Genomic DNA, 24,419 nt, shown 5'->3' with positions numbered 1-24,419 from the left:
CTCAGAGCTCCGACACATCCTCCTGCGGGGCATTCATCTGCGCCTTTGCCGTACGCAGGACATTCATCGCCTGATTCAGCCCCATCTCCGCCTGCTGCACCCCCTTGAACGTACTGCCAACGTGGGCGATCAGCTGCTCAAACACCTGATTGGCATAGGCATCGGCATCGCTCTGAAGGCGCGCCGCCCCCGCCTGTGCCTGCTCCATGATCTCGCGTGCCTGATCCTGCGACTGCTGCATAATCACACGCGCACGCTCCTTTGCCTGAATGACAATCTCGCTGTCCTCAAGCATCTGATTGGCACGTGACTGTGCCGCATCAACAATATCCTTCGCTTCCTCACGCGCACGCCCGATGATATTGTCCTGCTCCTGCATAATCTCTGCCGCGCGGTTCAGCTCCTTCGGGAGATCCATGCGCAGCTCCTCCACGAGATGCACAATCTCATCGTCATTCACCAGAGCCTTGTCGCTGAACGGGAGGTGCGATGCGTCCGCAACCAGATCTTCCAACTTTTTCAGCGTATCAATTACTGCCATAAAACTATCTCCTTTACCTGCACAGCCTCGGGAAACTATTCCAGAGGGGGCTTTTTTCCATACAGCTTCAATATTGCCCGCTCGACCGCCGGCGGAACAATCCCCTGCACCGGTCCGCGGAAGCGAATCAGCTCACGCACCCCCGAGGAACTGACAAAGGTCAGATCGGGGCGCGTCAGCAAAAATATCGTATCACTTTCCGGCATGAGGTGGCGAATCATCGCCGCATGATTCTCCTCATACTCGAAATCCTTCACCGAACGCAGACCGCGCACCACAACCCGAGCATTCTGCTGCTTCATATAGTCTGTCAGGAGTCCCGAGAACACATCCACGCGTGCATTCGACACATGGGCGGTCGCCTCCCGCAGGAAGCGGACGCGCTCATCCAGAGGAAAACAACCATCCTTCCGGATGTTGTGAAAAATGCAGACAACGAGTTCATCGAACATCGATGCCGCACGCTCCACAATATCAATATGCCCCGTCGTCACGGGGTCAAAACTGCCCGCAAAAACCGCGCGTCTCATTCCCGCACCTCCTCCGCATAAAAGCAAATGCGTGCCGCGCCATAACGCCGTTCGCGCACGAGCGACAGTCTGCCACTGCGCTCAATAAGCGGCTCATCCGCCCCCTGCTCCAGCACAAGCAGCCCGCCGGCATCCGGCAGAGCACCCTCGTTCACGGCAGCAAGCACGCGTGTATTGTCGCCGCACGCATACGGCGGATCGGCAAAGATCAGGTCGAACCTGCGTCCCTCACGTGAAAGAGCCGCCGTCTGCCCGTAGACATCGCCGCGTCGAATCTCCGCACGTTCCTCCATCTTCGTCCGGCGGACATTTTCCTGCAAAACAGTATACGTTGCATGATCCACGAGCACGGCACTCTCTGCACCGCGCGAAAGTGCCTCCAGCGCAAGTGCCCCCGTCCCCGCAAAGAGATCGAGCACACGCGCATCATAAACACGCGCGCCAAGCATACTAAAAAGAGCCTCCCGCGTGCGGTCAGCCGTCGGACGCGTCCCCTCCCCCACAGGGGATTTCAGACGCGTGCCACGCGCACTGCCCGTAATGATCCGCATCGCATTCCTCCCGCTACTTACCATAGGCTTTCCTATTTTACCACAATTCGCATTCGCATTTCAACAGGTCGATATTCTCAGTTGAGCAATGCGCACAAAAAAGGAGCGACTGCCCCCTTGGACAGCCGCCGCAAAAACCGCATAAAGAACGCCCACTTAGTCCTCAAAGAGCCATGAGATCACGCTTCCCACCGCACACGCAGCGCCAAGCCCGATGGCAACCGGTGCCGCCGCAACAACGAGTGCGCCTCCTGTTGTCGCGGCAAGAGCTCCACCGATACTTGTCGCTGCCGCAGCCGAGATCACTGTCCCCGCAGCACCCGCCGCGATACTGCCGGCAGCACCGGAAGCAGCTCCCGTAATACCGCCCTTGACACCCGCGCCCGCAACATCCATTGCCGCATCACCAACCGACTTCCTGCCATCAAGCACATCGGAGATGGATGACACCGCCTCGATCCCTGCACCGAACGCAGCACCGGCGACACCTCCCGCCCTTGCGGCAGTGCCGAGCGCTGTCATCGTGGGCATCCTGCCAAGTGCCTTATCCGCAATCCGGCTCGTCGTCCCCGAGGAGATTCCAGACGAGCGGATCTTCTGCGTCACTTTTCCGGTCTTCGCAAGTGCCTCCGTGACCTTTGCCGCCGTCTCCTCCGTCCCGTAGACCGCCGTCCGACTGTACTTTCCCTTCACAATCTGGCGTACCGTCTTCGCAACACCGGACGTGCTCACCGTATCCTTGAGCTGCGCATGACCGATCACACGTCCCTGCGCATTCCGGACAATGACATCCCGCATCTGCGCCGTTGCGGACTTTGTGAGGCTGGCATGATCCCCTCTCAAAAAATGCGTCGGGTCGATGTTGAACTTATCACAAAACATAATCTCATGCGCAATCCCTTTGAGCTGCGGATTTGCACCCGCCCGCGCAAGCGCACGCGCCCCCACGCTCGCCTCGTAAACCTCGTTCGCCATACTGCCCATCATGTTCCTTGCCTGCTGATTCTGATCCGTCATAATCACGCACTCCCTTCGCATACATCGACATCCTTATCCTGCGGCGCAGCGTCCTGCGCCACGCCGCCTACACCCACGAACCTGCGCACTCAGTCGTCAAACAGCTTGGAAACAAAGCTCCCTGCCGCGACCGCCGCACCGATCCCCGCGACGAGGGGAGCGGTCGACACCAGCACAGGCCCTCCCACCGTCATCAGGATCGGCACGCCAACCGACCCAATCACAGCCCTGGCAGCCCCCGCTGCCACGCCACCTGCCACAACCGAACCAACAACCTTCTCTGCTGCACTCTTATCCGTCATAATGAATCGCTCCCTTCGCATACATCGACATCCTTATCCTGCGGCTCTGTGCCCTGCACCTCGCCGCTCGCACAAATAATATAACACGACCGAGCGCCATGAAAATACAAAAAATCCTGCACCTTTTTATCTGCGACCATTTTTTAGAAATTCGCACAGCAAAAAGCCGGAGCGATACAACTCGTTCCGGCTTTGCCTACAACGCATAAATAACTCAAAAAGCTTTTTGCACCCTCTGTGCGAACGCCTCCACATACCCATCAATCAATGCGCGCGGCGTCTTTCCCTCATATTCTTGATAGGGCTTCTCCATATACGCCTCGTATCGTCCGTACCAAATAGAACGCGCCTCATCCAACAGACGGCAGCCGTCCTTCTTCGTTGTCTCGAAATCATCGGGCTTCAGGCTCCCCTTACGCAGAAGAGATAACACAAAGCGATCCACCAGAGACGCACGAAACGGCTCCATCAGATCAAAGACGAGACTCGTGCGCCGCCCATCCGTTGCATGAAAGAATCCGATGCGCACATCCATCCCATGCCCGATGAGTGCAAGCCGTACCTCCCGTTCCAAAAACGCATAGCCGTAGTTGAGGAGCGCATTGACAGGATCACGCGCAGGACGCTCGCCACGCCCACGGAACAACCACCGTTTGACATCGAGCAGAGCAGGAAATGCCGCAAAATACGCACGTGCGCACGTCCCCTCCATCCCGCGCAGAGCATCGGCCGTATCCGCACGGTCAATCTTCGCACGCATTGGCTTTAGGATATGGAGTGCCTTCGCAATACGTACATCGTCAACCGTTTTTTCATACGTCTTAAGCAGACGATACTGCCCACGGAGCTTTTCCGCAACAATCTCTTTGGAAAGCACAAGTCCTTTTTCCGTATCCTCTGCGTATGCAAGCTGGTATCGAAGCATCCGAAGCGTAATATTTTCTCCCGCCAGCTGCCCAACGACATTGGAACGCCCATCCACGAAGAAAATCGGTACAGCTTCCTCCATACACGCAAAAAGAGCCGGGATCGTCGCCCCTGCCGATGCACCCACCACAACGGATGTAACCATACGCAGAGGCACACGGGCAACGAGATCACCGTCCTTCTCAACAACCAGCCGCCCTCCCTCCTTGCGTACAGAACTTCCCGGAGAAAGAAGATAGAGGACGGACATAGCTATACCCCCTTAGACGAGAAGGAAGGAGATATCCTCCTCCAACGGCTTTCCGTGCATCCATATACTTTTTTCGCACGCCTTGCAAACGGGAACGATGAGGAGAAGAGGACGCTCCGCCTCCTGCGTGAGACGCAGAAGTTCCTTCTGCATGGCACGAACCTCGGCAGTCGAAAAGTTGCCGGAAAACACACTGAACTGGATGCGCAGAGCCCGCGCCTCAAGATACTTCACAACACGGGCGCGAATCGCATCCTCCTTGATGTCGTAGCAAATAATGTATTTCATAGAAAATCACCGCACGCGGCAATTTGCCGGTGCAATTCTCTACACGCTGCGCAACCGCTCGGCGGATCAGGCGTTTCAATGCCGCACGCGGCAATTTGCTGGTGCAATAGCCCGGTGTTGTGGAAAACGTTTCCGTTACTGTGTTTCAATGCCGCACGCGGCAATTTGCTGGTGCAATTGCTGATGCAATCGAGGGTGAGACTCATATCAAGTCGTTTCAATGCCGCACGCGGCAATTTACTGGTGCAATAGCCGCAGCAGCAGGAAGAGAGTTCTTGGTTCAAGTTTCAATGCCGCACGCGGCAATTTACTGGTGCAATAGCACACGTAAAGGTTTTCCCGTTCACCAACGATGACGTTTCAATGCCGCACGCGGCAATTTACTGGTGCAATCGCGCACAGTCAGAACTATCGCCCGCTTCCTCGCAGTTTCAATGCCGCACGCGGCAATTTACTGGTGCAATCTCCCAGTGGTGTGGCTCCGGCATTATTTGTTGGGTTTCAATGCCGCACGCGGCAATTTGCTGGTGCAATCTCACTCGCCGCGCGCATCGCAGGAACGCACATGAGGTTTCAATGCCGCACGCGGCAATTTGCTGGTGCAATACGAGGCCAAGATGTCGACGCTGGAGTACTGGCGTGTTTCAATGCCGCACGCGGCAATTTGCTGGTGCAATGAACATTCTCATCGGTGTCGCAGGTGTTGCTATCGGTGTTTCAATGCCGCACGCGGCAATTTGCTGGTGCAATGACAGATTTGGTTCTGGGATGACCCGACTTACGGGAAGTTTCAATGCCGCACGCGGCAATTTACTGGTGCAATAAAGGTGAACCGTGGCAGCTATCCGTATGTCCGTGAGTTTCAATGCCGCATGCGGCAATTTACTGGTGCAATGAGGAGGACTTCTGAACAACCTGCGCGGGGGCAGATGTTTCAATGCCGCACGCGGCAATTTTCTGGTGCAATAGAACCGGTTATATTCATTCTTGACACAACCTGCGTTTCAATGCCGCACGCGGCAATTTTCTGGTGCAATGTGGAGGACTGGGATCCCAACGATTGATTTCAGCGGGTTTCAATGCCGCACGCGGCAATTTTCTGGTGCAATTCACACTACATTCACCAATACACATACCAACACATGGTTTCAATGCCGCACGCGGCAATTTTCTGGTGCAATATCGTCACGCGCTTCCCGCGCCCCATATGGGGCGAAACGGTGTTTTGGAAAGTCATGGATTTTTTCGTCATACTCTGCCCACGCAAGAAAAACATACGCTTCAAAATCATGACGTAAATCCTTGTTTCCCGTTCTGTGACGCAGTTTGCACCAATTTGGAAAGTGCCAACGACAGAATACAGTTTTGCCGCTCTATCGCCGCACTTTCCATTTTCCCTGCACCATGAATCAAGCATATCAAAAATCATATATATTTTCAAGAAAATTCACGGCTTTTTCTTCCCCACCTCCAATGCCGTTGGCAGAATCCACCGCTTTTGAAACGGTTTCCTCTTGTCTTGAATGCTCATCTGTTCGATTTCTTCTTTCCAACCGCGAATCTCGGTGTTGTTCCAGTCAAGCATATGCCGAAGCTCCTCAATGGATTTATCATAGTTGATTTCACGGTCTTTCACATAGTTGTCAAAAGCAGTGATGAGCTTCTGTATTTTTGCATTGTCTGCCGTGCTCTCTGCACGATTCCATTCCCCCATTTCATCAAAGACATTCAGATAGGATGCCTTCATATCCATGAGAACAAGGCTTGACGTAATCTCTATACTGCCAAGTCCGAGGGATTTGCCCTTTCCAATCTTGCAGCAAAGATGGTCGCCGTTGATTCGCAGGGTCTTGAGCAGTGCGCCGAGTTCATCCTCGGACAGCCGTTCAAATCGAATGTTGGCGAAAAACTTCGTTCCCTTCTTCACGGGCTGAATCTTATGCGCTGTTTGATCGTTTGCTTCATGTTGATCCTTGTTGCGCCAGTCAGCACAATCCCTTTGATGCCAGTAGAGTTTATAGCCGCGAATGGGAGCATCAGAGTCCCAACCGACAGGCTTTTTTGCTCCATGTTTCTGTTCCAGATAGAGCTGAACGGCGGTCGGCTTCGGTGAACTGAGGATCTTTGGAAAGCCGGGCTTATCCATCTGTATCTGCTCCTTAGGCAGGGCATCCGTAAAGGCAAGACGACTTGCCCAGAGTTCTTTGCACCCAAACACGGCATCTGCATAATCAATGGAATTCGCGTTTTCTTGCTCTACATGGTCGCTAACACGTTTTTCACATTTTTCTTTCATTACGCGCACCGTGATCGCATCCTGATAGTCCTCGCCCGCACGCATTGCGCCACAGGTGACGATCTTGAAGAGGTTCTTTATCATGCCGCGCAGCGAGCTGCCGGGGATCATCGGCACACCCGTCGGCGAAAAAAACAATTCGAGGTCTTTATCCTCCGCTGTACCGACGCCCGTACCAATAAAGACGGGTGTCTTTGTTTCAATCGTCAGTTCGATGCGCCCACTAAACTGTCCCTTTTCAAGGACATGTGTACGGTAGTTCAGTGTGCGCTCCTCATCGGTCACGGCATTTCCGTTCATCGGCGAGGCGAGCACCGTCTTTGGCAGGGATACGAAGTTATACGGTGCTGTCGCGATCTCATTTTCCTTGCCCATCATATACCTCCATATCTGCCGATTCGATTGCGTAATAGCGATGGTCGATATAGCCCGCCTGTCCTGTTTCTTTGTGAAAGCCGATGTAGCTGCGCGTCACAAGCCCGACAAAGTGGGGTTTCCCTCCGACGATGGGCAGCCGCAGTTTCAGCTTGCGCGACGTGTCGCGCAGGGTCATCCATTCGGTTTTCTTCTCCTTTTCCTGATCCTTATCGCCCCAGCTTCCCCAAAATCGCGCAATGGTATCGACATACGCTGTCTTATCCCCCGCCTCGTCCGTACGAAGGCGTCCGATGAGCCGCTCATCCTCACATCGCAGATACAGCTCTCCCTGTTCATTGAAGATGCGAAGTTCGATAAGGAGCTCCATCCGCAACGGCGCATGAACGGGAAAGGAGAACGCACGTCCATCCCATGTACCAAAACGAACTGCGTTCATCTGCCAGAGGACGACTGTTGCTTGCTGTACGCCACGCAGTTGATCGCAGAGAGCTTCCTCGGATGCAGGAATGTCAATCGCTTCTGTCTTACTGCACCCCTCGCGAATCCGGCAAAACCGCTTTTCCTTTTCCGTGCTCATGCCTCCACCTCCTTCGTCTGTATCTGATGCAATGCCGCCACATAGTTCTGCAAGATCTGCATCGTCCCCTCATGAAAGGGCTGTTCCTGCGCCAGTTCATAGCACTGTCCCCGGTCATGGATGACAGCACGCAGCCCCTCAAGGGTGCCGCGCCCGATGGATTTCTCCCCGCCGATCGCTATGCGTCCGAGCCAGAGATCCTTGAGCAGGAGGACACACAGCCCCGCCTCCCAATCACGAGCCTGATGCACGCCGAAACGTAGTGTAACAGGACGCCCTCCTTCCGTTTTCCGCCATACCGGCTCGGTCGAAAAGAGTGCTGATTTTATTGTCCCACCTGTAAATCGGTCGATACGGTTGCGTGTCTGCGGATGAGCCTCGGCATCGATGATCGTTTCTTCAACGACGAAGCGGCTGCGCACGGCAGTTGTACCCATGAGACGGTCGATGAGCTCTGTCGCCACGGTCTGATCTTTCCCCAATGCGTGCAGGATGTATGCTGCACGATGGCGCAGAACCCCCTTGAGGCTCGTTCCGGGGATGATGTATTCACCGTCGGACTTCTTCATCGTCGCAGCGACATCTTTGTCGTCATCCTTGTCCCGAACAATGAGCGATCCCGTGAGAACAAAATCCGCCTCGATCATAAAGTCCTCTGCGGCATATCGTGGATGCTCCGCCTCCAAAAAATCACTTTCGTCCCAGTGCATGACCGCCGGTTTACGTTCAGGCGAAAGCCATGCGGCAACATCATCAGAATTGCTGAAGTCGTAGCAGTCAATATCAATCTGTGTCATATGAACACGCCCGAACCCCTTTGTTGTGAGCGCGCCAACATGAAATCCACTGCACAGCAGTCTGCAAAGATGACGCAGTTCCTGCGTCAGTTCCTCTTGCTGCTCCGCATGGATCTGACGCAAAACAATCTCAGCATAAAAAACCCCTTTTGCGCCCTTCTCCACGACTTCGTAGTCATATTTATAGCCTTTGATTGCTGTTCCCGTGACCGCATCAATGCTGACGCCGTCGCGCACGCCAATCTTTGCATTCGCAAGAAGGACATCGTAGAGAAGAACAGCACTTTGCTGTGGGTTCTCTTCGTCAATCGTTCCAAAGAGCAGATTACGCACGTTATCGTCCTTGACCGCACTGCGCAGAACGCCCGCGAGTGACGTGCCCGGGATGAACGGCACACCGTCTCTGTTTTGAAGCACATGGATGTCGAGACCGCCGCGTTCATTTGACGACGCGCCCTCGGCGATGAGGAGCGGCGCATCCAGTTGAAGGATGCCCTTTACGGTGATACGGCCGCGAATCGCCGCCTTATTCTCCTTCTGACACATGAGCGCATCTCCCTTCGTCCGTATCCTTTGTCCTCTTTCGCGCATAGCGGAAGAATGTGTGCCAGTAGGCATGATAAACTTCCTCCGCGCGTAGGAGCTTAGTAATCTCCATGCCGATCTCATCGGCAGCCTTCGCCAAATCAGAATCCGGCTTCATCGTCTCCGCTGCTTTGGCATAATACGGCATGGTTGTGATCTCTGCTCCCACAGTGAAATATGTACGAAGGGATCGCTCACCAATTTTGATGTTTTCTACCGGTGTATCCTTTTTGTAGTCTGCGACACTGCCTTCCATGCGTGTTTTTACACCGCTCGGGCGCGAACCGAGATCCTGTTCCAGACGTGCAAATTGATGCGGTGTACACGCTTCGCAGGATCGCATCGCCCCCTTCGCATCCTCATCTGCGATGAGTTTCACCTGTTCGATGATGTGCGCAATCAGGATCTTTTGTGCGAGTGTCTTTGCCTCATCACCAATAGGCCCCCGCCCTGTGCGCGTCATCTCCCATGGCGTTCCCCAACGAAGTGTGTCGGCAGTCCAGATCCGCAGCTGACCGAATCCCTCTGCGCGGCGGCGTCCGACGCCGCGCAGACAAAGCTCATTGAGCACCGCAGTTGCGTCCTGCCAGCCTCCCTCCTTCGCGACGGCAAAGACCGTCCCCGCCGCAAGAGCAGTTTCGCGCGGACGCCGCAGACCCCATACACCGACGAAGTTATCAATCTCCTCCGTCTTGGCAAAAATTTTGCCGTATGCAGCGTTCAAGCGTTCTGTAATTTCCGTCAGCATGGAGGCGACATCTCCCGGCGTACCGCCATGTGGGATGAATGGGGTTTCCATACGGAGGTATACAGTATTTCCTGATGGAGCGGCTATCCTCTGCACAGGCTGCGGCTCACCAAGCGTTACCTCACACAGACCATACTGCGTATATTTCGACCGTCCGACATAGCAGGAAAAAGTGCGCTCTTCTATGTGTTCGAGGAGCGCATTGAGGAACTGCAGCGATCCATAGATGTACCCGAGGAAATCCTGCCCCGCCGCGATCGCCTCATAGTTGTAGACGTCGCCGCTTTTCCCCGCAAGCCGTGCCGTACCGCCTTCGCTCTTCAAATCGGTGCGGCTCATATGAAAGCCGATGCTCTTTCGTACATCTACCGAACGAATCTCCCCTTCGGCAATCACAGCAAAGCCCTTCACCCCCTTGAAATTCGGTTCAGGATCTGCTTGCAGAAGGTCTTTGATGCACGTACCGTCCTTGCTCCGTTGGAGGGAAAAGGGCAGGATCATCGCCCGTGTATCGTTCCGAGGATCGTACGGATAGGCATGAACAAAGCGCAGATCGCCAAAAAAGAGTTTCCTGAACGTTTCATCTTCATGGGCATCATCGTCCAATTTCCGTTTCCCGATGAATTGCCGTGCAAGAATCCCGCGCAGCACCGAGCCGCTGAAAAACTCCTGTGTCGCCGTCAGATCCGACGCATCTCCCGTACACGGGAGGATGACGGGTGTCTTTGTGTGAATCCGAACTTGTATCTCCATCATCAGGCTTTTCCTCCTCTCCTTCTGATTTTGGACAGTGCCTCCTCCACAAGAGGTACAAGGACATCCTTGCCGTTCTGCGTAAGCGTACACGCGATCTGTCCAAATCCACGCGTGCGTTTGCCGCCACACTGCGAAAGGTTACGCACGGCAAGCGCAAGTGTCCTGAGGCAATCCTTGTCCCCGCCAAGAATCCGAATCTCGCCCACGAACGTAAGTCCCGCATCAAGCACGCGCATATTGCGCAGCGAGTTTTCCTGTGCAACACCGGTTTCCGGGTTGATCGCCGTTTGATAACGCACGCTCGCATACTGATCAAGGACGTATGCAGGGCGGAACACGGAAGGGAAGTTCTTTTGCAAATACAACAGATCCACGTGGAGCACATCATAGTTTTCAAGATACAGATTGGAAATAACAAGCTGCTGTACGCCGCCTCTCCCGCGCTGAAAGAGGGTATCGAGTTTTTCCTTAGCAATGAGGCATCCCCCCGCCATCTCCGAAACCTCAAGCCCACTCTCATAGAGCAGCCCCTTGAGCCGCTTCGCGGGGAAATACGGAAGCCCGACATCATCCTGCACAACATCGGCATCGACATGGATGTCCGCACCTCCCGAACCAAGATGAAGCGGAGAAAGGATCTTAACGTGAACATAAAGTGGAGCGGTCGGTTTGATCTCCGCGCTCGAAGCCTTATCTCCATATCGGAGCATCGGTGTTTTCACAGGAACACGTGCGGATTTTGCTTTTTCGATACGTGCCGCTTTTTCTTTTTCTTCCCGTTTTTGTTTTACCGCTGCAAGGCGCGCCTCCTGTGTCTGCTGTTTTTTCGCATTTCGCCGCTCAGCGGCATTTTGTTTTTTCTTCATATGCACACCTCCTCATCCTCTATGATATAATCCATCAGCTCAACCGCATCCATATAGGGCGTTCGCTTATCCTTCCCCCAAAGGTCTTTCTCGTAATCACGCCACGCCTCCGGAGATGGAATACGCATCCCGAGATAGCCGATCTGTGCAAGGAACTGCCGCTGCTCATGTGCACTGTAGATGAGGACACGGCGCAGTTCCTTGACCTTGTTGTTCGGGAGTTTCCGCATCCCTCGTACTCCTGCAAGGAGTGCTGCAAGGCTCTCCATCTCTCCCGCATCCGCATCGACACGGTAAGGACCGAAATGCAGATCACCGCATACACCGGTGTATTCCTGCGCGCGGAACTGCGCGAGTGTCGATGCCCGATCTCCGTGCAGGATGGCAAAGTCAAGCCAGCAGGACGCCTCTTTGCTCTCACGCATACGCTTCTTCGCCGCTGCGCAGAGTTCCTCCGCCATCTGATACCCGCGAAAAAAGGGGTATGATGTATTCATGATCGTGATGCCGGCGCAGCTGTCAATGGGGGTACGGCCTTCCGTATCGTCATGCACCAAATGGCGCATCACAAAACTCGCAAACTCCACCGCGACCTTAGCAGCACAGACGAAGGTCATATCGTCGCCGCCCAGAACGAGGGGACGGATGGGAAGCAGCGTGCGCTTCTTCTGATCTTCGCCAAGTGCAAGGATTCCATTATAACGCTCAATATGTGCCACAATATTCTGTACCAGTGCAGCAAAGGCGGCAATGGTCGTGTCACGGATCGCAAGCGAGCGTTGGATGCGCGTGGTCAATGTTTTACATTCTTGGAATTTTTTCCCCATGTTGTTGCCGTCGATGTGGACGACAGCAATGTCATTCTTCGGCGTTTGCTGTCCGAGATGATCGAACTTCATCGGGAAAGCATAGTTCTTCCTAAAGTTCTCCCGCTCTTTTGTCGGAAGGAAAGATTGCAATTTCTCCATCAGTGCGGTCTGCACCGCTGCCGGTTTTCCATCCTGCGGCATTGCCACGCGCAGTTTCTCCGCGACTTCCCACGCGTAGAACCGCCCGTTCGGCGCCTTCTCATCTCTCATCCTCACGTTTGCCGGAACACTCGCCACATCGTCAGATGCTTTGTCACCGTTCGGCTCTTTTTCGTCCCTCATCCATACGTTCGCAGTCTCCCCGCTCTCACCGCACACGAGTGTCAGCCCCGTGTAGGGAACGTTCACAGTGGGAATCACCGTGTTCTGGAAGTTCTTTAGCTTGTGAACAAGGCGCGTCAGATCATTGGGCGCATCGGAATGATCCGATGCGCCGGCATAGCTGCCGTCTGCCCGAAGCGTCATCGTACCAATCGCCGCTCCCGTGCGCAGTCCGGGGGCTTTTTCGAGAAGTTTCTTGGTGAATGCAGACACAATAGAACGAAGTGTCTCGTACACCGTCTCCGTCCGAAACAGAAGGAGTGCGTTGCCGCCGCCGATGTAGCCCACGCGCGCCGCTGTCCGCATATCCGTCCAATCAATCATCTCCGGCTGCTCCCACGAGCTATCATCGAGCGCATCCGCACCCAGCTCCCCACGAACGGTCGGCAGCAGTACATCATCAAAGACGCGATCGACGAGATGAGATGCGCCGATGTTCGCCTTGAGCCGATTGCTCGAAAAGATATACTTTTGAATGGAGCGTGTGTCAAAGAGTATTGCCTGATATGTATATGTCCTGTCTTCCACTGCACAGCCTCCTCAATCTCATCAATATAGAATACACTATATTTCGACAGTTCTAATCTTTTTCCCTCTTTCTTCTATCATCTTACACGAATTCTACCGTAAAAAGTGCAATTTTCCCTGCACCTTTCCTATGAAAATACGATTTGCGTCTCCCCGAAGCCTTGCGCAGTCAGCCGCCCCGTCCCGCAAAAGGGCGCAAACTGCGCGAGCAGCAGGATAATCTCCCGTTCCTCCGCAGAGAGGCGATCCATGCGGAACGTGAAATCCCCCATAAATCCCGGTACTGTTTTCTGCGCGCTCTGCCGAATCTGAAGTCCTGCACCCCTCCATTCGAGCTGCGTTAGCTTTGCGGCGACCCCACGCACATAGGCTTTGTCCAGAACAGAGGGAAGCCTCTGCCACGTCCACTTATCCGCGAGGGAGGCGAAGATGAGTTCGGGACGCGGAACGGCACAGTCAGCATTATCCACGCGAAAGACCGTCGGCGACCGGAAGGAAATGCGAAACTGTGTAACCTCCTCCATCGAGAGAGCCGCCGCGATCAGTTCCTCCACCTCGACGCATCCTGTGTCCTCCTGCCCGTTGGCAAGGACCTCCTCGACGGTAAAGACGAGTTTCCCTACTGCAAGCTGTGTTCCACACGGGATGTGAAGGAATGCGAAAAGCACATCCTCATCGAGCGCGGTCAAACGCAGCAGCAGCTTCTCCCCCGCAGCATAGTGCGACTCATTCAGCTCTCGTGCCTGCGGGACTGCACCGAAACTTTTCCCCACACGCCGCAGCATCCCGACGGTAAAGGGTTTTACCCTGCGTTCATGAAGATCGCCCGCGAGCAGGGCATTGTATGCGGCAATGCAGCGAAAGAGCGCACCGTGGAGCAGCTTGCCCGGAAACATGGAGTAATGACCGCCCCGCTCCACGCGCAGACGCAGAACCAAAACACCTAACATATTTTCCTCCTATGACAAGGGTTATAACGGAATATGACGAAATTATACGGCATAAGAGTATAGATGAATAGAGAGGGATGAGGTTATGGATGCTCTCAAACAATTCTTTGAGCGTACGGTAAAAGACGCAAAAAGGGATGAGTTCTTCAAAGGCACCTATGAAACACGCCGTCGTTTTTTTCGTCTCGCCTCCTATGGATGCTATTCCAGAAAAGATTTGCTGCGCCTCCTGCTCCGTCAGATACGCACCTATCAATATTTCGTGACGTTTTGTGAAGCTATCTTTCCAAAGGATCGCTATCAGCCAACACAGTACAAACGCAATCGCAGACCGGCATTTCGCGGTGACTCTTATCACGGAAACGAAAACTTTCTCGCAGATACCTATCGCTTGAAAGGCTTGACGCAGCCGGAAGTCTTTTTCTTCATCCACCTCCTCCGTGTGCTTGGTACACGCCACGACAATGATGCCATCTACACTGCTGTGCCACATCTCGACAACAAGCTGCTCAACAACGACATCAACAACGACTCCAAATACCCGAGCTCCGCTTACGCTATGTATAGTTTGGAACAAAAAGGGCTGGAGGAACGTAAGATTCATACCTACCTCCGAAAACTTTCCGCCTACGGACTCGTGCAGATAGATGACAAAAAGAAACCGCTCCTCTATGCGCTCGCAAGCGATCCATTCGCCGATTTGTCCGCAGATGAAGCGAAGTCGCTGCTCTTTGCCGTCGATTATTTTAAGAACAGCGCCTTTTTGAACGTTCCGGGCTATTTTCTCGCAGATACCCTTCGTTGTAAATTCAACATCAATAAAAACAGGTGTCAGCCCTTTCATTTTATCAATCTCGATATTCGCCGCATCCTCGACGATGATGTTGTCTATCAGATACTCCTCGCTATTGCCCGCGGCAAATATTTACACCTCGTTTGGCATCGCAAAGAAAACGAAGGCTTCACGAACATCGAACTCACAGATGTGCATCCACTCGAAATACGGGAAGATGAGCAGGGAGATGGAAGGCGTCAGCTCATTGCAATTTTCACATATAAGTCGGACAAACCATCCCGTCACCTTCTGCGGATTGAGGAGATCAGTGATCTCCGCCTCATCGATCCTCCCTCCTCTACGCCATCTTATCGAAAGGAAAGATTTCGGAAAACAGACATACATCTCCGTTTCCTCTTTCACACAGCAGACGAAAAGCACATCGTCATGCAGCGTTTGCGTGCCGAGCTCCCAAAAATCATTGTCCATGAGGATGCAGATGATTCTGTGCTCTGCTCCTTGTTCTGCCGCGACCCCAAAAAATATCTCCCTCTCCTCCGTACATTTCTGCCATATATCGAAATCTTGCCAAGTACGAAAACGCATCTGCATACGGATATGCGCTGCGGCATTGAGCAAACGCTTCAGCTCTACGACGGACATCCAAATATAATTGACACAGAAGCAGAATCCGAAGAACCTCAAGAGCCCACTGATGCCAATAATAAGCAGAAATCAAAATCCTCCATGGACACACTCTTCCAAGAAGTTCATGCAGGTACATATCGCTGGCTGATTGACCGGCACAATCGTCTATGTGACATGGCAAAACGTGAGCAAGAAATGCCTACCATGCAGAAGTTATTACGTGACGCGCCATACTACAGAATTGAGCATGAACACCTATTTTGTCAATATATCATGGCGGCATTTCATTTTGAAATAACTGCTGCAGCGTCGGATAAAATCAAAGAAAATGCCGCCCATAAGCTGACACCCAAAGATCTCATCGTTGTTCCACCGAAGAACAAAATCCCTATTCTTCCGACGACGCTCGAACGCCGCTGGCTGAAAACCTGCCTACTCACGCAAGAAGCCGATCTCTTCCTGTCAAAAGAACTAAAGGAAAAACTGCTTTCTGCACTCGTCAATATCGCCCCCTTTGACCTCTCGTGTTGGAAACGTCAGCCGATTTGGCATCCGCTCGATCAACGCCCCTCAGAAATTCATACGGCGTTGACGACCGTAATATACGCACTCCGAACGCATCAAGGAATCTCCTTCCAAAAGAAGAACTACATTCCGCTGTTTCTTCGGCAAAACGCCTCCAACGGCATATACAGTCTCCTGCTCTGGGATGCACAAACGCATGAACCGCATATTGTTTCAGAGAAGCAGCTCCCTCTCTGCATCCCAACAACGATGCCATATGAAGCCTTTCAAGCGGCACGGCAGGCATGGCAGGCATATCTGTCGAAAAACGGTCGCACCACGGATGATAAGAAGAGCAATTTTGTCACGATTGCCTTTCATGATTCGCGTAATGCACGTGAACGAACATACACGCTGTTCTCAGCCTTTGACAAAAAGGCGTTCATTGAGCAGGATGGAAGCTATCATCTCACCGTTTATTTCTGCACGTTTGAACAAGAAGATGTGCTGCGCCGCATTCTCTCGCTCGGTCCGTATGCCCGCGTCCTCGAACCGACATCTATCCGCGACGAGATCGTGCGCCGCCTCCGCAAGGCACAGGAACTCTACCAAAGAGAATACGGCGCCCCTCCGCAGGAATTGGATCAATAGGTGCGGAAGCGTCGAAATGCAAAGCGTGACTCGCGTATCGTTTCTCCGTTTTCATCGACGCGCTCATGCACAAGGCGCTCACTGCACGCAGAGAGGGTTGGGATTCCTGCCTCCTTCAAGATGCTGACAAGGGCAAAAGTATAACTGAACTCGCCCTGCACAAGCACCGCTGAAGGGCGATATGCAAGGATCATGCGTGCATTCTCCTCCGCAAGGCGACGCACTTCCTCCTCCCCCCCATCGGCGGGAATTAAGGGAAACGGCCAATCAATAATCTTTCGATCTTTTCCTACGGCGCGTCTCTGCCCTTCCTCCCAACGCGAGGAGGGGTGATTTGTGTGGTTGATAAACGCATTTCGTTCCACCGGTTTTTTCGCGCAAACAGTCTCGATTTCATCAAGTGCTACGCTCATCTGCTTTTCCAATTCGGCAGCGTCAAATCGTCTTGTTTTGTTGCCGGCATGGCTCGTATGGTTCCGCTCATCCTTGATGTCAAAATACCGTGTGAGGATACTGCGTGCCTTTTCCGGATTCCACGAACAGAGTCGCCCCTCGTTCATTCTGACTGCTCCACGCATCCGTTCTACACTAAGATAAAACCTTGCCTGACCAACTTTTTCCTCCATGAATTTGATGATCGTTCCCGCAAGCTCGTGGTCGTCTTTTGTAAAAATATCCTCTTTTAGATCATTTTTACTTACTTTTTTATCTGCAACCCATGTTTGAACGTAGTCAAGATATTTTTTCATCTCTGCTCTTACCGGTGAAATCTCTCCCGCCTGCGCTCTGCACATCGTATGAATGGAAAAGAGAATTTTGCCCAATTCCGCTGCATTGCTTAAGCGTATTTCATCGAATTCAAGCAACGGCTTTTCAAGCAGCTTGTGAATGTCTTGCTTCTCTACATGGTGCGGCTCCGTCAGAAGGTTTTGCAGAAATTCTCCAAACCGCTCCTTCCATACCTGTTTTCCTCGGTTCAGCATCGTGTCCTGCGTGTCTTTCTGTTGTCCTACATATCGGCGTTGCTCCGGATAGACATTGACAAGATAGAAAGCTTCCGTCCGCTTCATCGAATCCTTCTTTTGCTCGTTGGAAAAATCTGTTTGATAAGCGGGTTGAATCCACAAAAATTCTGATTTGACCAAGGACTCCGGCACACGTTCGGTAAAGAGTGTCATCGCCTGCTGAAGGAGATTATGAGAAATGCACCATCGGATGAGTGCGATGTCGTCGAGTTTCTCCTTCAGAATCGGCGCATAGTCCTCCTGAATGCGCCCAAGCATCTGACGCATGAGGTCGTCGTTCTGCTTTGCCGCCGATGATACATCGGAGGGAGAGATCTCCGGAAAATCATGAATGGCATCTCGAAGGACTGTAATCGCCTCACTCAAATCACCGTAATGGCAGAGCTTCAATTCCTCTGCAAACTTCTGCATGGCATTGAGGAGTGTATCCAGATGGGTGCTGCGCTCCCGCTTCTCAAAGAACTTGTTCAGCACGGTCACTTCCCCATGACGGACGAATTCTTCCGCTCCCGCAACGAGATCAAAGAATGAGTACAAGGGATTGACTTCCTCCACCCGATTCTTTTGTGGGTCATTTCGATTGAAATTCGAGTAGAGAACTTTACCAATCTCGATGCGCTCATATTGGAGGAGACGCATGAGTGCAACGAGAATCATAGAGGCGTTGCGCATTCCGCCCGTACAGTCAACATGGAGAACAATCTCTGCCGCAGGGTCATCTTCTCGGACGCTCTTCGCATAGGCGCGTACGCGGGAGGCAACGCGGATAAGTGCGTTCATATTTTCTTCAATGGGCTCATCCTCATCAAAATCAATATGTTCGACAATGTCCCTAACCCTGACATCTTCAATCTCCTCTGTATCCGCTATAAGCTCAGAAATGCGGTGCAAGAAATACTTATAATGCGTCCATGTTCTCTCCTGCTCATCTTTGTAGTCTATGTAGCGAGAAGTCCGCTTGCCTTCCAAATCCTGTTCTTTCACAAGACAAGTAATATTTCCAGCAACTTTGTTCGTCCGCACGAGAAAGAGCCGCGACAACTTATCCACAGGCTCATTCGATCCGTATAGCAAATAGCGGACAGCGGATTCATTCGTTGTATGACATTCTTTTTGGTCTCCTATGTTCTGATACTCTGCGACAGAAATTTTTTCGTCTTTGGTTTTGACATCGCTCAAAAAGCAAAGCATAATATCCTTCCGCACGTTACATTGCTCCCTTCTGTATCCTGTCCGTAGCCGCAGCAAGTGCCGTAAGTGCATCGTCGAGCAGCACTCCGATTTCCCTGCGCGATACATTTTCCGCGATTGCATGATTCATCAGATTTCGCCGCTCTCGCAGGTAAAAGTGTGTACGCAAGCAGTCAAACATGAGACTCTTTCCGCAATCCGTCCGCACGACCTCCACCTTTTCGAGCAGTTGCTGCCATGTATCCTGCCATGCCGCCCACCGTGCTTCACTGCTGTTGGGGTCGCCCTGCTGAAATGTACACTTTTCAAGCCCCAGTTGAAGAACAATCGGATCGTTCTTTTTCTTGCGCTCCTGAATGGCATTCCAGTAAAGGTTCGGACTGATGATGAAGTTCTGCATCCACCCGGGGTGCATCCGATCCACCGCCGACCTCGCACAGGAACGGAGCATGGGCAGAGGATAGACGATTTTGCGCCGGATGAAGCAGACGGGCAGCCACTCCGTCGCAAAGGTCATCGCCTGTTGGAGGAGCCCCTTCTCTGCACACCAGCGGATGATGACCTCATAGCGTTCCGTCTCGTCGTCCGCCACCGCAAGCAATGCACCATCCCCCTCTGTGATCGTATCTATGATCTGCATGAACATACGGTCATCCACCGTACGTTCTTCTTCGGGCATCTCCAAGAATGCCGCAAGTGCCTCACTTAATCCGTCTAACGCGTGTGGCACATTTCCCGTCTGACAGATCTGAATCACATCGGAAAACGTGTGCATTGCGCCGAGTACGTCCTTGAGCGCACTGCCAATGGGTTTTGCCGCTCGACCTGTCGCTGCGTCATAGCCGAAATATTCCTCGATGGTTCGAGAAATACCGTAGGAGACGAATGCATCCGCACCCGCAACCAACTTATAAACATCACCAGCGGCACGCACGTCAAAGATGCGGTTCTCCTGCGAAAGGGTATGAAAATCCGCATAGAGCATCTTCTCAATCTGCATACCGTCATATTGCAGGAATTGCAGAACCGAGGTCATCATCATGTTGACATAACGCGCCCCGCCTGTAATATCCGCATAGATGTGACAGTCTCCCCATGCAGCGAAGCCGCCGGCATCTGCCTTGATGCGTTCTGTAAGGGATGCAACATGACCCTCAATATCCTCAATGAGAGCGTCCTCACGATAGCGGAGCAGGATCGGGATGAATATGGCTTCCGTGAGTGCAGGACGCAGCCGCTTCATACGGGTACACCAAAAATCGAACGGGCTCGGATAAATACGCCGCGCCTCATTCTCAATCACCAAAAGATCACTATTCTCGCCGCCCATTGCTCTTGAGATGCACTGCGGCGTAACGAGGCAATAGACGCGATCCAACTGCTCCCCATCCCGTGCAAGCAGGTCGACCACATTGGCAAGCGGGGCTTCGTTCGTCTGGAAGCCGGGGAACGGCTCTGTCCCCACCTCCAGAATAAACGGGTTCTCTGTCACACAGGCGAAACGCAGCCCCGTCGCTGCATCCACGCCCTTCCCCATATGTACCGGACTGAAAAAATTGATGGCAATGTTCTGTCTCATGAAAACACACACCTCCTAAGCTATCTCTTATTTTACCGAATATACACATCATCTGCAAGAATGATCGGAGGGAAGAACGCTCCTCATCCGACCTGTTCATACCGGCTTGCATAGAGTTCCTCATCGAATGCGTAGCGGGAAAACACCGTCCGAAATTCCTCACGAAGCAGACTGCCGACGGTCTTGTAGTGATCCTCTGCGTTGTCGATGAGAGAACCACGGTTGTCGATGATGATGTAGGAACGCGCAAGGGAGCTTTCGGGAACACTCTCCCCCTGCATACGGGCGTTGCTGCGCAGGAAGTTCTGAAACGTCTCCTCGTCGATTTCGAGGCTCTTGTTCGTGCGCTGCCCGTCGTCGAAACGCTTCATCTTGAGGAACTTCCATCGGGCAATCGGAAGTTCCCGTTCCAGATGTGTGAGCTTCTCCCCGGCGTTTAGGTTCGTGACGACCGTGTTCAGCTTGATGATAAGATCGGGGTTTTCCGTTTTTGCCACAGACAAGAGCCGCGCCAGCTTCTCCTTCGTCAACACATTGTCGCCTGCATCGCAGCAGCCAAGTTTTTGAAGTGTTTCCGGTACGATGCTGTCTACAGAAATCCCAAGCGTCGTGATTTTACGAAAGAAGTCCTGCGGCAAGTTTTTCCGATCGAGCAGCAGCGAGCCGTTCGAGATCACGGAGAGCTGGAATCCCTGCCCGTAGGCATAGTCGACGATCTCCGCAAAATCCTTGTGCAGTACCGGCTCACCGCCCGCAAAGTTGATCTTCGTCACCATACCGCTCCGCTTCAGATTATCGATCACGCGCTTCCAATCGGAGATTCCCATATCATTCTTGTTCTCGAAGTGCGCGAAGCAGTACCGGCATTTGAAATTGCACCGCTCGGTAATGTGCAGATTGACCTTCAAGTGATTCATCGTCGTCATAGGTCATCCCTCCATCCGTTGTGCTCACTGCCTTATCCATGTCCACATTCTAGCAGTCATAGCGCATGAAAAGATGCAATTTTCCCTGCACCTTTTCGCGCAGGAATCAATTCGACAGCAAACACGGGATTGCAGAACACAGCAGTATCCAGTAAAATACTTCCAGTTGAAATGAATGCACCAAAAGGGAGGAGGGAACGCATGAGGCAGAATTTCGGGATGGTCGCCGCTTTTCTTATGCTCTCCCTCCTCCTCTTTCACGTTGTATTTCATCCGAGCGATACGGGACAGTGGCGCACGCTGCACGCTGCGATGGATAACAGCACCGAGGGGCAACGACCGCTCCTCCTTGTGCCGCTCGACTCGCGCCCGCCGTGCCGAGAGTTTGTCGTAAACGGCGGGAAGATCATCGGGTGCACGATTGTAACGCCGCCCACAGAGTATATGGACTATTACTCGAAACCCGGTGAAACGGAGGAAATGCGCCGCTGGCTCGCGGAGCATATGGGAAATGCCGACGCCGTCATTCTCTCGATCGATCAGCTGCTCTCGGGCGGGCTGCTCGCGGCGCGTGAGGCACATATTTCTCATGCCGACATCGACGCGCTTGCCGCATATCTGCGCGCACTGCACACGGCGCACCCGAATGTCCCCCTGCACGCATTCTACATCCTGCCGCGTGCGATTCCGCAGGATGGGATCGAGGGTTGGCGTGAGCGGCGTTCCCTACTCGCCTACGCGCGTCTACTCGGACGTGCGGGAGCGGGACTGCCCGTCGATGAGAACGAGATGGAGCGGCTGCGCGGAGAGTTCCCACCCGACGATCTGGAAAAATATCTCGCACACTTCGACGAGAGCACGGCACTCGCCTCCATGCTCATCGAGCTCACGGAGGAGGGTGTACTCACGCGCCTCATCCTCGGACAGGACGACGGAGAGGAGTATTCCGTCGGCAATCTGAAAAAAATGGAGCTCGCCGCACTGCTGACACAAAAAAACATCGCCCAAGAGCGGGCGATGATTGTGCACGGTGCGGATGAAATCGCGCTCACCATGCTCGCACGCATGGCGGTCGATGATCTGTGTGCGCACGGCGGCGCAGCTCCGCGCATCGCCCTGCGCTATGCGCGGGCGGATATGGCAGATATGATTTTCCCGTTTATGGCGGTCTCGAACGATGTAACGGCACGCGAAAAGATTGCAATGCTCGGCGCATCGCTTGCAGAGGATGGTGGACGCAGCGATCTGACGCTCGTTCTCTCGGCGGGCGACAATGCGATGGACACACTCGGCACACGCGCCCCCGCCGCAGCCGCCGTCAAGAATATGCTCGCGGCAGGGACAAATGTCGCGCTCGTCGATCTCGCGCGGCACTTCCGCGCAGAGGAGACGCTGCTCCCGATTCTGGTGGAAAAGAATGTGCCTGTAAATGCGCTCACGGCGTATGCAGGATGGAACACGGCGAGCAACGCCATCGGTACGGCACTCGCAGAGGCTGTCCTCTATCACTGCGCCATGCAGAAAGCCCCCAATAAGGAGGAGCGTGAGCGCAGCACATATGCAAATCTCGCATTTCTCACGGGACGCATCGCAGAGGACGAGTTTTATCTAAAGGAAACAATCGACCGCGTGAACGATACGCTCCGCACAGCGGGCTATCGGAACACCGCAGACCTCGACCTCACGCGCAACTGGCGCTGGGCAAACGACCTGCTCACAAACGACCTCAACCGCCGCATCCGCAGCTATGAATCCACCGCCGCATTTCGCGCCCCGTTCATACAGAACGATATGCGTCTGCGTGTTATGCAAAGCAATATCACAGCATACTACCCATGGCCGCGCACGTTCGAGATACGCCTTGAGGCGCAGCCGTACACCGAAATATCGCCGTAACACAAAGACCGAAGCCGCAGTGACTTCGGTCTTTTCATATACGTACTCACTCCGCCGCAAGTCCGAATCGCGTGATTCCCTCCTTGCGGAACTTATCCAGCAGCTCCATAACACCGCTGTAGTTCAGATCCCCATCCGCGCGAACGACGACGGCAAAACGCGGGTTCTTCTGACTCTCGGCACGCGCACGGCGCAGGAGGGTCGCTTCGTCGATCTGCTTGTCCTCAAGCCAGAGCGAGCCGTCCTTGCGTACGGTGACGAGATAGGTGACGTTCAGCTGGGTCTGTGCCGTCTGTGCCTTCGGCAGATTCACATCCACGGTCTTTAGGTTTACCATGTAGAGCGTACTCATGATGAAGAACACGAGCAGGAAAAACATGATGTCGATCATAGGGATAATCATGACCTCAGGTTTTTCAAACGCCCTTCTGTCGCGCAGTCTCATGCCTCATCACCTTCCGCCGTTTCTCCGGTATGCAGAGAGGTTTCGAGCACGCCCTTGACCCCCGCCGCACGCGCCAGTTCTACACGGTTGCTCTCGGCGGCGGAAAAACACATCTCCATATCCGTGACAATATTCTCGATGCGCTGGGAAAAATATGCGTGTACCGCGAGGGCGATGATCGCGACGCACAATCCCATCGCTGTTGCAATCAGAGCCTCGCCGACACCGCCCGTAATGGCACTCGGCTCGCCCGCCTCGATGTTGAACACGCTGAACGTCGAGATCATGCCGCTGATCGTACCGAGGAGTCCGAGCAGCGGTGCCATTGTGACAATAACGCTCAGATAGTACATACGGTTGCGCAGCTTCGAGAGCGCGATGCCCGACTGGATCTCCATGTAGGAGGACATCTTGCGCGAGTTCTTGCTGTTCTTTGTAACCGCACTGAACAGGATGTCCGCAATCGCGCCGCGATGCGTATCCGTCAGCGTGACAGCATCCTGATATCTGCCGTTAGCGATATGCAGCATAAACTCATGTGCAAATGCACGCCCCGCATCCATGCGCCCGAAGTAGAACGCACGCTCAATGCCGATGAATACAACAAAGATCGACGCTGCAAGCAGGAAGTACATGACCAGTCCGCCCTGCTGAAAAAAATTCATCCCCTGTGCAAGAAAGCCCATTGTGTAACCGTTCCTT

23 protein-coding genes are annotated in these 24,419 nt (G+C 53.4%); 2 read left to right on the top strand and 21 right to left on the bottom strand.

All coding sequences use genetic code 11. The annotated features are described in order from the left end of the window. Position 1: 1 nt before the first annotated feature. The 16 genes from QU667_RS04325 to QU667_RS04255 form a co-directional block, all read right to left on the bottom strand. The gene (locus QU667_RS04325) at positions 2 to 541 is read right to left on the bottom strand and encodes an ATPase (protein WP_304988098.1); all 540 of its coding nucleotides are present in this window, start codon (positions 539 to 541) and stop codon (positions 2 to 4) included. 35 nt (positions 542 to 576) lie between these two features. Then, entirely contained in the window at positions 577 to 1,071 is a 495-nt protein-coding gene (gene coaD, locus QU667_RS04320) for a pantetheine-phosphate adenylyltransferase (protein WP_304988097.1), read from the bottom strand. Continuing rightward, entirely contained in the window at positions 1,068 to 1,622 is a 555-nt protein-coding gene (rsmD, locus tag QU667_RS04315; protein WP_304988096.1) for a 16S rRNA (guanine(966)-N(2))-methyltransferase RsmD, read from the bottom strand. Before rsmD ends, coaD begins: the two co-directional genes overlap by 4 nt. A 156-nt stretch (positions 1,623 to 1,778) precedes the next feature. Then, on the bottom strand, positions 1,779 to 2,639 hold the full coding sequence (locus QU667_RS04310; RefSeq protein ID WP_304988095.1) for a hypothetical protein: 861 nt from the start codon (positions 2,637 to 2,639) through the stop codon (positions 1,779 to 1,781). An 89-nt stretch (positions 2,640 to 2,728) separates the two neighbouring features. Next, positions 2,729 to 2,941 (bottom strand): hypothetical protein, encoded by a 213-nt coding sequence (locus tag QU667_RS04305; RefSeq protein ID WP_304988094.1) that lies wholly within the window; start codon positions 2,939 to 2,941, stop codon positions 2,729 to 2,731. 214 nt (positions 2,942 to 3,155) lie between these two features. Continuing rightward, positions 3,156 to 4,118 (bottom strand): CRISPR-associated endonuclease Cas1, encoded by a 963-nt coding sequence (gene cas1 / locus QU667_RS04300; RefSeq protein ID WP_304988093.1) that lies wholly within the window; start codon positions 4,116 to 4,118, stop codon positions 3,156 to 3,158. Positions 4,119 to 4,130: 12 nt separating this feature from the next. Next, positions 4,131 to 4,406, bottom strand: coding sequence for a CRISPR-associated endonuclease Cas2 (gene cas2 / locus QU667_RS04295; protein WP_304988092.1), 276 nt, complete (start codon positions 4,404 to 4,406; stop codon positions 4,131 to 4,133). 1,120 nt (positions 4,407 to 5,526) lie between these two features. Then, positions 5,527 to 5,835, bottom strand: a complete 309-nt coding sequence (locus tag QU667_RS11620) for a hypothetical protein (protein WP_425541845.1) — start codon at positions 5,833 to 5,835, stop codon at positions 5,527 to 5,529. Between the two features lie 18 nt (positions 5,836 to 5,853). Further along, positions 5,854 to 7,077: a TIGR03986 family type III CRISPR-associated RAMP protein gene (locus tag QU667_RS04290; RefSeq protein ID WP_304988091.1), complete on the bottom strand. Its 1,224-nt coding sequence runs from the start codon at positions 7,075 to 7,077 to the stop codon at positions 5,854 to 5,856. Further along, positions 7,061 to 7,657 (bottom strand): type III-D CRISPR-associated protein Csx19, encoded by a 597-nt coding sequence (gene csx19, locus QU667_RS04285; RefSeq protein ID WP_304988090.1) that lies wholly within the window; start codon positions 7,655 to 7,657, stop codon positions 7,061 to 7,063. The genes QU667_RS04290 and csx19 overlap by 17 nt, the downstream gene beginning before the upstream one ends. After that, entirely contained in the window at positions 7,654 to 9,000 is a 1,347-nt protein-coding gene (locus QU667_RS04280; protein ID WP_304988089.1) for an RAMP superfamily CRISPR-associated protein, read from the bottom strand. Before QU667_RS04280 ends, csx19 begins: the two co-directional genes overlap by 4 nt. Beyond that, positions 8,981 to 10,543, bottom strand: a complete 1,563-nt coding sequence (locus QU667_RS04275; protein WP_304988088.1) for a hypothetical protein — start codon at positions 10,541 to 10,543, stop codon at positions 8,981 to 8,983. Before QU667_RS04275 ends, QU667_RS04280 begins: the two co-directional genes overlap by 20 nt. Further along, positions 10,543 to 11,409 carry an RAMP superfamily CRISPR-associated protein gene (locus QU667_RS04270; RefSeq protein WP_304988087.1) on the bottom strand — a complete coding sequence of 289 codons (867 nt, stop codon included), beginning with the start codon at positions 11,407 to 11,409 and terminating at the stop codon, positions 10,543 to 10,545. Before QU667_RS04270 ends, QU667_RS04275 begins: the two co-directional genes overlap by 1 nt. Continuing rightward, positions 11,406 to 13,127, bottom strand: a complete 1,722-nt coding sequence (locus tag QU667_RS04265) for a Cas10/Cmr2 second palm domain-containing protein (RefSeq protein ID WP_304988086.1) — start codon at positions 13,125 to 13,127, stop codon at positions 11,406 to 11,408. Before QU667_RS04265 ends, QU667_RS04270 begins: the two co-directional genes overlap by 4 nt. Positions 13,128 to 13,255: 128 nt before the next feature. Next, the gene (gene cas6 / locus QU667_RS04260) at positions 13,256 to 14,077 is read right to left on the bottom strand and encodes a CRISPR system precrRNA processing endoribonuclease RAMP protein Cas6 (protein ID WP_304988085.1); all 822 of its coding nucleotides are present in this window, start codon (positions 14,075 to 14,077) and stop codon (positions 13,256 to 13,258) included. Between the two features lie 925 nt (positions 14,078 to 15,002). Beyond that, complete coding sequence (locus QU667_RS04255) at positions 15,003 to 15,341, bottom strand: hypothetical protein (protein ID WP_304988084.1); 339 nt, start codon at positions 15,339 to 15,341, stop codon at positions 15,003 to 15,005. A gap of 129 nt (positions 15,342 to 15,470) precedes the next feature. On the opposite strand from QU667_RS04255, the gene QU667_RS04250 reads away from it, so the two are divergent. Further along, the gene (locus QU667_RS04250; RefSeq protein ID WP_304988083.1) at positions 15,471 to 16,655 is read left to right on the top strand and encodes a WYL domain-containing protein; all 1,185 of its coding nucleotides are present in this window, start codon (positions 15,471 to 15,473) and stop codon (positions 16,653 to 16,655) included. Here the strand turns inward: QU667_RS04250 and QU667_RS04245 are convergent. The 3 genes from QU667_RS04245 to QU667_RS04235 form a co-directional block, all read right to left on the bottom strand. Then, the gene (locus QU667_RS04245; protein WP_425541844.1) at positions 16,649 to 18,460 is read right to left on the bottom strand and encodes a CRISPR-associated protein; all 1,812 of its coding nucleotides are present in this window, start codon (positions 18,458 to 18,460) and stop codon (positions 16,649 to 16,651) included. The two genes, QU667_RS04250 and QU667_RS04245, sit on opposite strands and share 7 nt — an antisense overlap. Positions 18,461 to 18,887: 427 nt before the next feature. Beyond that, positions 18,888 to 20,450: a TM1812 family CRISPR-associated protein gene (locus QU667_RS04240; RefSeq protein ID WP_304988082.1), complete on the bottom strand. Its 1,563-nt coding sequence runs from the start codon at positions 20,448 to 20,450 to the stop codon at positions 18,888 to 18,890. A gap of 83 nt (positions 20,451 to 20,533) precedes the next feature. Continuing rightward, a complete protein-coding gene (locus QU667_RS04235; RefSeq protein ID WP_304988081.1) occupies positions 20,534 to 21,376 on the bottom strand; it encodes a viperin family antiviral radical SAM protein in 843 nt (280 codons plus the stop codon). 201 nt (positions 21,377 to 21,577) lie between these two features. Between QU667_RS04235 and QU667_RS04230 the strand changes: the two genes are divergently transcribed. Next, positions 21,578 to 23,272, top strand: a complete 1,695-nt coding sequence (locus QU667_RS04230; RefSeq protein WP_304988080.1) for a DUF4127 family protein — start codon at positions 21,578 to 21,580, stop codon at positions 23,270 to 23,272. A 46-nt stretch (positions 23,273 to 23,318) separates the two neighbouring features. On the opposite strand, the gene QU667_RS04225 is transcribed toward QU667_RS04230, so the two are convergent. After that, positions 23,319 to 23,717 (bottom strand): ExbD/TolR family protein, encoded by a 399-nt coding sequence (locus QU667_RS04225; protein WP_304988079.1) that lies wholly within the window; start codon positions 23,715 to 23,717, stop codon positions 23,319 to 23,321. Next, the gene (locus QU667_RS04220; protein WP_304988078.1) at positions 23,714 to 24,403 is read right to left on the bottom strand and encodes a MotA/TolQ/ExbB proton channel family protein; all 690 of its coding nucleotides are present in this window, start codon (positions 24,401 to 24,403) and stop codon (positions 23,714 to 23,716) included. Before QU667_RS04220 ends, QU667_RS04225 begins: the two co-directional genes overlap by 4 nt. Between the last annotated feature and the right edge of the window lie 16 nt (positions 24,404 to 24,419).

The organism is Selenomonas dianae (assembly GCF_030644225.1).
In the GTDB taxonomy this organism is placed as follows: Bacteria; Bacillota; Negativicutes; order Selenomonadales; family Selenomonadaceae; genus Centipeda; species Centipeda dianae.
The sequence above is the reverse complement of the archived record's forward strand: the minus strand, read 5'-3'. Positions and strand labels throughout refer to the sequence as shown.

Bases quoted from the DNA above. Each gene is read 5' to 3' on its own strand.
- QU667_RS04325 (WP_304988098.1), bottom strand. From the start codon at position 541: ATGGCAGTAATTGATACGCTGAAAAAGTTGGAAGATCTGGTTGCGGAC.
- coaD (WP_304988097.1), bottom strand. From the start codon at position 1,071: ATGAGACGCGCGGTTTTTGCGGGCAGTTTTGACCCCGTGACGACGGGG.
- rsmD (WP_304988096.1), bottom strand. From the start codon at position 1,622: ATGCGGATCATTACGGGCAGTGCGCGTGGCACGCGTCTGAAATCCCCT.
- QU667_RS04310 (WP_304988095.1), bottom strand. From the start codon at position 2,639: ATGACGGATCAGAATCAGCAGGCAAGGAACATGATGGGCAGTATGGCG.
- QU667_RS04305 (WP_304988094.1), bottom strand. From the start codon at position 2,941: ATGACGGATAAGAGTGCAGCAGAGAAGGTTGTTGGTTCGGTTGTGGCA.
- cas1 (WP_304988093.1), bottom strand. From the start codon at position 4,118: ATGTCCGTCCTCTATCTTCTTTCTCCGGGAAGTTCTGTACGCAAGGAG.
- cas2 (WP_304988092.1), bottom strand. From the start codon at position 4,406: ATGAAATACATTATTTGCTACGACATCAAGGAGGATGCGATTCGCGCC.
- QU667_RS11620 (WP_425541845.1), bottom strand. From the start codon at position 5,835: ATGATTTTTGATATGCTTGATTCATGGTGCAGGGAAAATGGAAAGTGC.
- QU667_RS04290 (WP_304988091.1), bottom strand. From the start codon at position 7,077: ATGGGCAAGGAAAATGAGATCGCGACAGCACCGTATAACTTCGTATCC.
- csx19 (WP_304988090.1), bottom strand. From the start codon at position 7,657: ATGAGCACGGAAAAGGAAAAGCGGTTTTGCCGGATTCGCGAGGGGTGC.
- QU667_RS04280 (WP_304988089.1), bottom strand. From the start codon at position 9,000: ATGTGTCAGAAGGAGAATAAGGCGGCGATTCGCGGCCGTATCACCGTA.
- QU667_RS04275 (WP_304988088.1), bottom strand. From the start codon at position 10,543: ATGATGGAGATACAAGTTCGGATTCACACAAAGACACCCGTCATCCTC.
- QU667_RS04270 (WP_304988087.1), bottom strand. From the start codon at position 11,409: ATGAAGAAAAAACAAAATGCCGCTGAGCGGCGAAATGCGAAAAAACAG.
- cas6 (WP_304988085.1), bottom strand. From the start codon at position 14,077: ATGTTAGGTGTTTTGGTTCTGCGTCTGCGCGTGGAGCGGGGCGGTCAT.
- QU667_RS04255 (WP_304988084.1), bottom strand. From the start codon at position 15,341: ATGGACAATGATTTTTGGGAGCTCGGCACGCAAACGCTGCATGACGAT.
- QU667_RS04250 (WP_304988083.1), top strand. From the start codon at position 15,471: ATGCGCTGCGGCATTGAGCAAACGCTTCAGCTCTACGACGGACATCCA.
- QU667_RS04245 (WP_425541844.1), bottom strand. From the start codon at position 18,460: ATGAACGCACTTATCCGCGTTGCCTCCCGCGTACGCGCCTATGCGAAG.
- QU667_RS04240 (WP_304988082.1), bottom strand. From the start codon at position 20,450: ATGAGACAGAACATTGCCATCAATTTTTTCAGTCCGGTACATATGGGG.
- QU667_RS04235 (WP_304988081.1), bottom strand. From the start codon at position 21,376: ATGACGACGATGAATCACTTGAAGGTCAATCTGCACATTACCGAGCGG.
- QU667_RS04230 (WP_304988080.1), top strand. From the start codon at position 21,578: ATGAGGCAGAATTTCGGGATGGTCGCCGCTTTTCTTATGCTCTCCCTC.
- QU667_RS04225 (WP_304988079.1), bottom strand. From the start codon at position 23,717: ATGAGACTGCGCGACAGAAGGGCGTTTGAAAAACCTGAGGTCATGATT.
- QU667_RS04220 (WP_304988078.1), bottom strand. From the start codon at position 24,403: ATGGGCTTTCTTGCACAGGGGATGAATTTTTTTCAGCAGGGCGGACTG.